This window comes from Pseudomonas sp., from assembly GCF_030696055.1.
In the GTDB taxonomy this organism is placed as follows: Bacteria; Pseudomonadota; Gammaproteobacteria; order Pseudomonadales; family Pseudomonadaceae; genus Aquipseudomonas.
Window position 1 is genome coordinate 1 of sequence record NZ_JAUYNP010000311.1, and the last position, 6,758, is coordinate 6,758.

A 6,758-nucleotide genomic window follows, 5' to 3' on the forward strand; every position below is an offset into this window, starting at 1 on the left:
ACGGCTCGCAGCTGTACGGCAGCAGCAAGGAAACCAACGACAAGGTGCGCGCCTTCGTCGACGGCAAACTCAAGGTCAATGCCGATGGCACGCTGCCGACCGAACTGCTCAGCGGCAAGGCGGTGACCGGCTTCAACGAGAACTGGTGGGTGGGCTTGAGCATGCTGCACCAGCTGTTCACCCTGGAACACAACGCCATCGCCAGCAAACTCAAGCAGAAGTACCCGGCGCAGAGCGACCAGTGGCTGTACGACCACGCGCGGCTGATCAACGCGGCGCTGATGGCCAAGATCCACACCGTGGAGTGGACGCCGGCGGTGATCGCCAACCCCATCACCGAGCGGGCCATGTACGCCAACTGGTGGGGCCTGCTGGGCCAGGGCGGCCCGCGTGATGACTTCCAGGCCGAAGTGCGCATGCTGCAGGAGGATCTGGCCAGGTCAGACTCCTTCGTCAAACGCATCCTCGGCTTCGACCCCAATGTCGCCCCTGGGGTGGGCAACAGTGCCTTCGACCATGCCTTCAGCGGCATAGTTGGCTCGACCGCGCCGAACAACTATGGAGTGCCCTTTACCCTCACCGAGGAGTTCGTCTCGGTGTACCGCATGCACCCCCTGATGCGCGACAACGTGCAGGTCTACGACATCGGCTCCAACCAGGTGTCGCGCAGCATCCCAGTGCAGAACACCCGTGACCGCGACGCCGAGAGCCTGCTCAACGTCGAGCGTCCGGAGCGCCTGTGGTACTCCTTCGGCATCACCAACCCGGGTTCGTTGACCCTGCACAACTACCCGAACTTTCTGCGCAACCTGTCCATTCCGCTGGTGGGCGATATCGACCTGGCCGCCATCGATGTACTGCGTGACCGTGAGCGCGGGGTGCCGCGTTACAACGAGTTCCGCCGGCAGATCGGCCTCAATCCGATCACCAAGTTCGAGGACCTGACTAAAGACGCCGCGACCCTGGCCGAGCTCAAGCGCCTGTACAACAACGACATCGAGAAGATCGACACCCTGGTCGGTCAGTTGGCCGAAACCGTACGCCCGGATGGCTTCGCCTTCGGCGAGACGGCGTTCCAGATCTTTATCATGAACGCCTCGCGGCGCCTGATGGCGGACCGCTTCTACACCAAGGACTACCGTCCCGAGGTGTACACCCAGGAAGGTATCGACTGGGTCGAGCACACCACCATGGTCGATGTGCTGAAACGCCATAACCCCCAGCTGAACGCCAGCCTGGCAGGGGTGGAAAACGCCTTCAAACCCTGGGGGCTGAACATTCCGGCCGATTACGAAAGCTGGCCAGGGGCCAACAAGCAGGAAAACCTCTGGGTCAACGGCGCGCTGCGCACCCAGTACGCTGCGGACCAGCTGCCGGCGTTGCAGCCGGTGAATGTCGGTGGGCTGATCGGCTCGATTCTGTGGAACAAGGTGAAAACCCGCAGTGACGTGGCTCCAGCCGGTTACGAGAAACCGATCCATCCCCATGGCGTGATGGCCAAGGTCAAGTTTGTGCCGGTGCCGAACACCCCCTACAGCGGCCTGTTCCAGGGCGCCGATAGCGGTCTGCTGCGTTTGTCGGTGACTGGTGATCCGGCGGAGCGTGGTTTCGCTCCGGGGCTGGCGTGGAAGGCCTTCGTCGACGGTAAGCCGTCGGAGAACATCTCGGCGCTCTACACCCTGAGCGGGCAGGGCACTAACCACAATTTCTTCGCCAACGAGCTGTCGCAGTACGTGGTGCCGGAAGCCAATGACACTTTGGGTACCACCATCCTGTTCTCGGCCGTGACCCTGAAACCGACGCTGTTGCTGCCCAACGATATGGCCGAGGTGACCCAGGCGGGAGCGGTGGTACCGACGCCTAAGTCGCCAACTCAGCTGTATTTCGTGCCACGCAGCGAGTTGCGCAACCGCTTTGCCAGGGAGGCCCATGATTTCCGCACGGACCTGCAGACGCTGAATGCCGGCACCAAGGTCTATGACCTGTATGCCACCTCGATGGAGATCAAGAACTCGATCTTCCCCTCGCTCAGCCGCACCTACGCCGCGCAACGGCGCAGCAGCGCGGTGAAGATCGGCGAGCTGGAACTGACCTCGGCCTTTATCGCCTCGGCCTTTGGCGATAGTGGGGTGTTCTTCAAGCACCAGCGTAGCGAAGACAAATAAGCGTCACTCGTCACAAACAGAAAGGCCTCGGGGAAAACCGAGGCCTTTCTTATGGTGCTGCTCGAGTGGTGTAGGTGACCGCGTAGGTTGGGCTGAGTCGCGTAGTGACGAAGCCCAACTGCGATGGTTCGGGCGCAAGCCTTGTCGATTGGTATCTTGTTGGGCTTCGCACAGCTCAGCCCAACCTACGATCTGAATGCAAAAAGGCCCCGGTCATAAGAGCGGGGCCTTTTTGTTTGTGCCTACTTCATTGGCGTAGATCGATGGCCGGTTGTGCGGCGGGGTCTGTCTGGTCGAACAGTTGCACCGGATCGATCGGCAGGGTGCCGGGGCGGTAGTTCTCGCGGATATCGCCGAGCACGCGGATATCGCTGTACTTCTTGCCGGACAGCGCGGCCAGGCCGGCGCCGTCGCGCACCACAGTGGGGCGCAGGAACACCATCAGATTGCGCTTGATCCGGGTTTCCTTGGTCGAGCGGAACAGGCGGCCGAGCAGGGGGATATCGCCGAGCAGCGGCACCTTGGAGTCGGCCTGGGTCACGTCATCCTGAATCAGCCCGCCGAGCACTATGACCTGGCCGTTCTCGGCGAGTATGGTGCTCTTGATCGAGCGCTTGTTGGTGATCAGGTCGACCGCATTGACGCCCTGACTGGTGGGGGCGATGGAGGAGATTTCCTGCTCGATTTCCAGGCGCAGGGAGGCGCCCTCGTTGATATGCGGGGTGACTTTCAGGGTCACGCCTATGTCCTGGCGCTCGATGGTGGTGAAGGGGTTATCCGCCCCCGAGGCGCTGGTGGTGAAGGAGCCGGTCTGGAACGGCACGTTCTGTCCGACCAGGATTTCCGCCTTCTGGTGGTCCAGGGTCAGCAGGCTGGGGGTCGACAGCAGGTTGCTCTTGCTGTTGGCCGACAGCGCGGTGATCAGCACGCCGAAGCTGTCGGTGCCCAGGCCGATGATGGCGCCGTCCGGCAGGTTGGCGAGGCTGTTGTTGTCGCTATCGTTGTCCTTATCCTGCAGCGCCTGCAGCACGCGGCCGACCGACAAACCGGTGCCGCTGAAGTTGGTGCCGCCCAGGCCGCCGGTGCTGCCGCGGCCGTCCACCGCCCACTGCACGCCGAGGGCGTCGCTGATATCGCCGGAGACTTCGACAATCGCCGCCTCGACCATCACCTGGGCGCGCGGCACGTCGAGCTGACGCACTATGTCTTCCAGGGTCGTCACCACATCGGGCTCGGCCAGCAGCACCAGGGCGTTGAGGCTCTCGTCGGCGCGGATCAGGATGGTCTGCGGTTTGCCGGTGGTTTCGCCGCCGGTTTCCGGTTGGAGCTTCTCGGAAATCTCGCCGAGGGTTTCCGCCAGGCTCTTCGCATCGCCATGGCGCAGGCGAATCACCCGGGTATTGGCCGAGCGGCTGGTGGGGGTGTCCAAGGATTGCGCCAGGGTCATCAGCTTGGCGCGGGCCGCCGGTGGGCCGAGCAGGATCAGGCGGTTGGTGCGGCCGTCGGCAATCACCTGGGTGGCGGAAGTGCCTTTGGCCTGGCCGCGATCCACGGCATTTCTCAGCACCTCGGCGGTGTCCATGACCCAGGCGTGCTGCAGATTGAGCACGCTGTAATCGTTCTGGCCTTTCTGGTCGAGCTGGCGCAGCAGGTCTTCGATGCGTTCGATATTGGCCGTGCGGTCGCTGATGATAATGGCGTTGGCCGAGCTGACGGCGGCCAGGTGGCCGTATTGCGGCACCAGGGGGCGAATCAGCGGGATCAGCTCGGTGGCCGAGCCGTGCTGCACCTGGAGCACCCGGGTTTCCAGGCGGTCCGGCGCGGCGCGGCCGGCATCGGCGTCGGCCTTGGCTTCGGCGTTGGGCACTATGCGCGCCTGGTCGCCCTGGGTGATCACGCTAAAACCGTGGGTGGCCATCACCGAGAGGAACAGCTGATAGACCTCGCCGAGGTTCAGCGGGGTGCTCGACACCACGCTGACCTGGCCTTTGACCCGCGGGTCGACGACGAAGGTTTCCCCACTGATCTGCGCCACCTGGTCGATAAACTCGCGGATATCGGCGCCTTTGAGGTTGATGGTCCAGCTTTCTTCCTGCTGGTTGGCGCTCGGCTCTACGGCATTGATGGCGGCGCTCAGCGGCAGCGGGCTGCAGGCCAGGCCCGCGGCCAGCAGGGCGAAGGTAAGGCGCGAAAGGATCGGGGTCATCGGTTCAGTCGTTTTCCGTAGGCTGCTCGGTGGGTTCAGCATCCGCCGGCACAGTGCCGGCGGTTTCCATTTGTTGGCGCAGGGCGTCCATACGCTCGCGCAGTTGCACCAAATTGTCGTCTTCCATCTCGCTGAGTTGCTCGAGCGCATCGTCGGGGCTGGCGCTGCTGCTGTAGGAACTGGCGCCGTCCTGGGACTGGCTGAGGGGGAAACTCAGGCTTTCGCGGTGACCGTTGCGCATCAGCTCGACATGGTCGGCGGCCACCGCATGCAGGCGCACGCCGCTGGCCACTTCGCTGTCGATGGTAAAGCGCTGGGCGGCGTTGCCTTCGCTGCGGATAATCGCGCTGGAGCGCTTGGGGTCGGCATGCACGAAGCTGCCCAATAGCGTCAGGCGCAGACTGGTGGCGGGGGCCGCGGCAGTGCTGGGGGCCGCGCTGCTGCCGAAGAGTTGGCTGATCTGTGGGTCGGCGCTGGGGGCCGCTGGTGCGCTGGGCGTGGGGCTGCTGCTCGCCACTGGGGTACGCAGTACACGCAGCCAATCGGCGGTTTGCCAGGCCAGGCTGACGCTCATGGTCAGAATCACCGCCAGGCCCACCAGGGTGGTGGCCTGTTGCTGTAGCCAGCGTTGGGGTGCCGAAAGGGGCAAAAGCTTTACTCCGAGCCTTATTATTCTGTGGTCTGGATCGCGCGCTGATCATAGACACTTGCCGCGGATTTGACAGCCCCCCGTCGGGGTAGTGTGTCTGTTAGCTCAATGTGCTAAAGATAGCGCGCTGTTTGCGCTCTACTGCGGGCAACTTACACCAATTAACTCGCGCAGCCCCAGCTATTGAGCCGTCGCTTTGCGCCCTCGAACGCTGTGTCGGATTACTGTGCTTAAGGCATGTTACGAATGAATGCGCTGCTCACTGAGGTGCCACTGCGGCGTTTGCCGTTCAGTTTTGCCAGGCGCCATGGCGTGGTGCTGCTGCTGGAGGGCGACGTCCCGCGTCTGGCTTACCGGCCCGGTGTCGAATTGGTGGCGTTGGCCGAGGCGCAGCGCTTTGTCGGCACTCGCTTGCCCTTGTCTGCACTCTCCCTTGAAGCCTTCGAACAGGCACTGGCCAAGGCCTATCAGCATGATTCGGGGGCCATGCAGCTGGCCGAAGGCTTGGGCGGCAGCCTGGACCTGGCGGCGCTAGCCGAACAGGTGCCGGAAACCGAGGATCTGCTGGAGCAAGAAGACGACGCACCGATCATTCGCCTGATCAACGCCATTCTCGGCGAGGCGATCAAGGAAAACGCCTCGGATATTCACCTGGAAACCTTCGAAAAACGTTTAGTCGTGCGCTTCCGGGTGGACGGTATCTTGCGCGAGGTGCTCGAGCCCAAGCGCGAACTGGCGGCCTTGCTGGTGTCGCGGATCAAGGTGATGGCGCGCCTGGATATCGCCGAGAAGCGCATTCCCCAGGACGGGCGCATCTCCCTGAAGGTCGGCGGCCGCGAGGTCGACGTACGGGTCTCGACCCTGCCCTCGGCCAATGGCGAGCGGGTGGTGCTGCGGTTGCTCGACAAGCAGGCCGGGCGCCTGAATCTGCAGCACCTGGGCATGAGCGCCCGCGATCGGCAGCTGATGGAAGAAACCGTGCGCAAACCCCACGGCATCCTGCTGGTCACCGGCCCCACCGGTTCGGGCAAGACCACCACGCTGTATGCCAGCCTGGTCAGCCTGAATGACCGCACGCGCAATATCCTCACCGTCGAAGATCCGATCGAATACCACCTCGAAGGCATAGGACAGACCCAGGTCAACTCCAAGGTCGACATGACCTTCGCCCGCGGCCTGCGCGCCATTCTGCGCCAGGACCCGGATGTGGTGATGGTCGGCGAGATCCGCGACAAGGAAACCGCCGAGATCGCCGTGCAGGCCTCCCTGACCGGTCACCTGGTGCTCTCGACCCTGCACACCAACAGCGCCATCGGCGCCATCACCCGCCTGGTGGATATGGGCGTCGAGCCCTTTCTGCTGTCATCGTCCCTGCTCGGGGTACTGGCCCAGCGTCTGGTGCGGGTGCTCTGCCCGCACTGCAAGGCGGCCTACCAGGCCGATGAGGCCGAGTGCGCGCTGCTCGGCGTGAGCGCCGCGGCGCCGCCGACCCTGTATCACGCCCGTGGCTGCAGCGAATGCCACCAGCAGGGCTATCGCGGCCGTACCGGCATCTATGAGCTGGTGGTGTTCGACGATCAGCTGCGCACCCTGATTCACAATGCCGCCTCCGAGCAGGACATGGTCCGTCACGCCCGCAGCCTGGGTTCGAGTATCCGCGCCGATGGCATGCGCAACGTGCTGGCCGGGGTCACCACCCTGGAGGAAGTGCTGCGCGTGACCCGGGAGGAGTAGGACA

General features: G+C 63.7%; 4 protein-coding genes. 2 read left to right on the forward strand and 2 right to left on the reverse strand.

All coding sequences use genetic code 11. The features are described 5' to 3' along the window. On the forward strand, positions 1-2,165 hold a 2,165-nt coding region (locus tag Q8Q83_RS18775; RefSeq protein ID WP_305625650.1), incomplete at its 5' end, for a peroxidase family protein. Between the two features lie 247 nt (positions 2,166-2,412). Here the strand turns inward: Q8Q83_RS18775 and gspD are convergent. Beyond that, on the reverse strand, positions 2,413-4,371 hold the full coding sequence (gene gspD, locus Q8Q83_RS18780; RefSeq protein ID WP_305625651.1) for a type II secretion system secretin GspD: 1,959 nt from the start codon (positions 4,369-4,371) through the stop codon (positions 2,413-2,415). Positions 4,372-4,375: 4 nt separating this feature from the next. Next, a complete protein-coding gene (locus Q8Q83_RS18785) occupies positions 4,376-5,020 on the reverse strand; it encodes a type II secretion system protein N (protein WP_305625652.1) in 645 nt (214 codons plus the stop codon). Between the two features lie 237 nt (positions 5,021-5,257). On the opposite strand from Q8Q83_RS18785, the gene gspE reads away from it, so the two are divergent. Beyond that, on the forward strand, positions 5,258-6,754 hold the full coding sequence (gene gspE / locus Q8Q83_RS18790) for a type II secretion system ATPase GspE (RefSeq protein ID WP_305625653.1): 1,497 nt from the start codon (positions 5,258-5,260) through the stop codon (positions 6,752-6,754). The last annotated feature ends 4 nt before the right edge of the window (positions 6,755-6,758 follow it).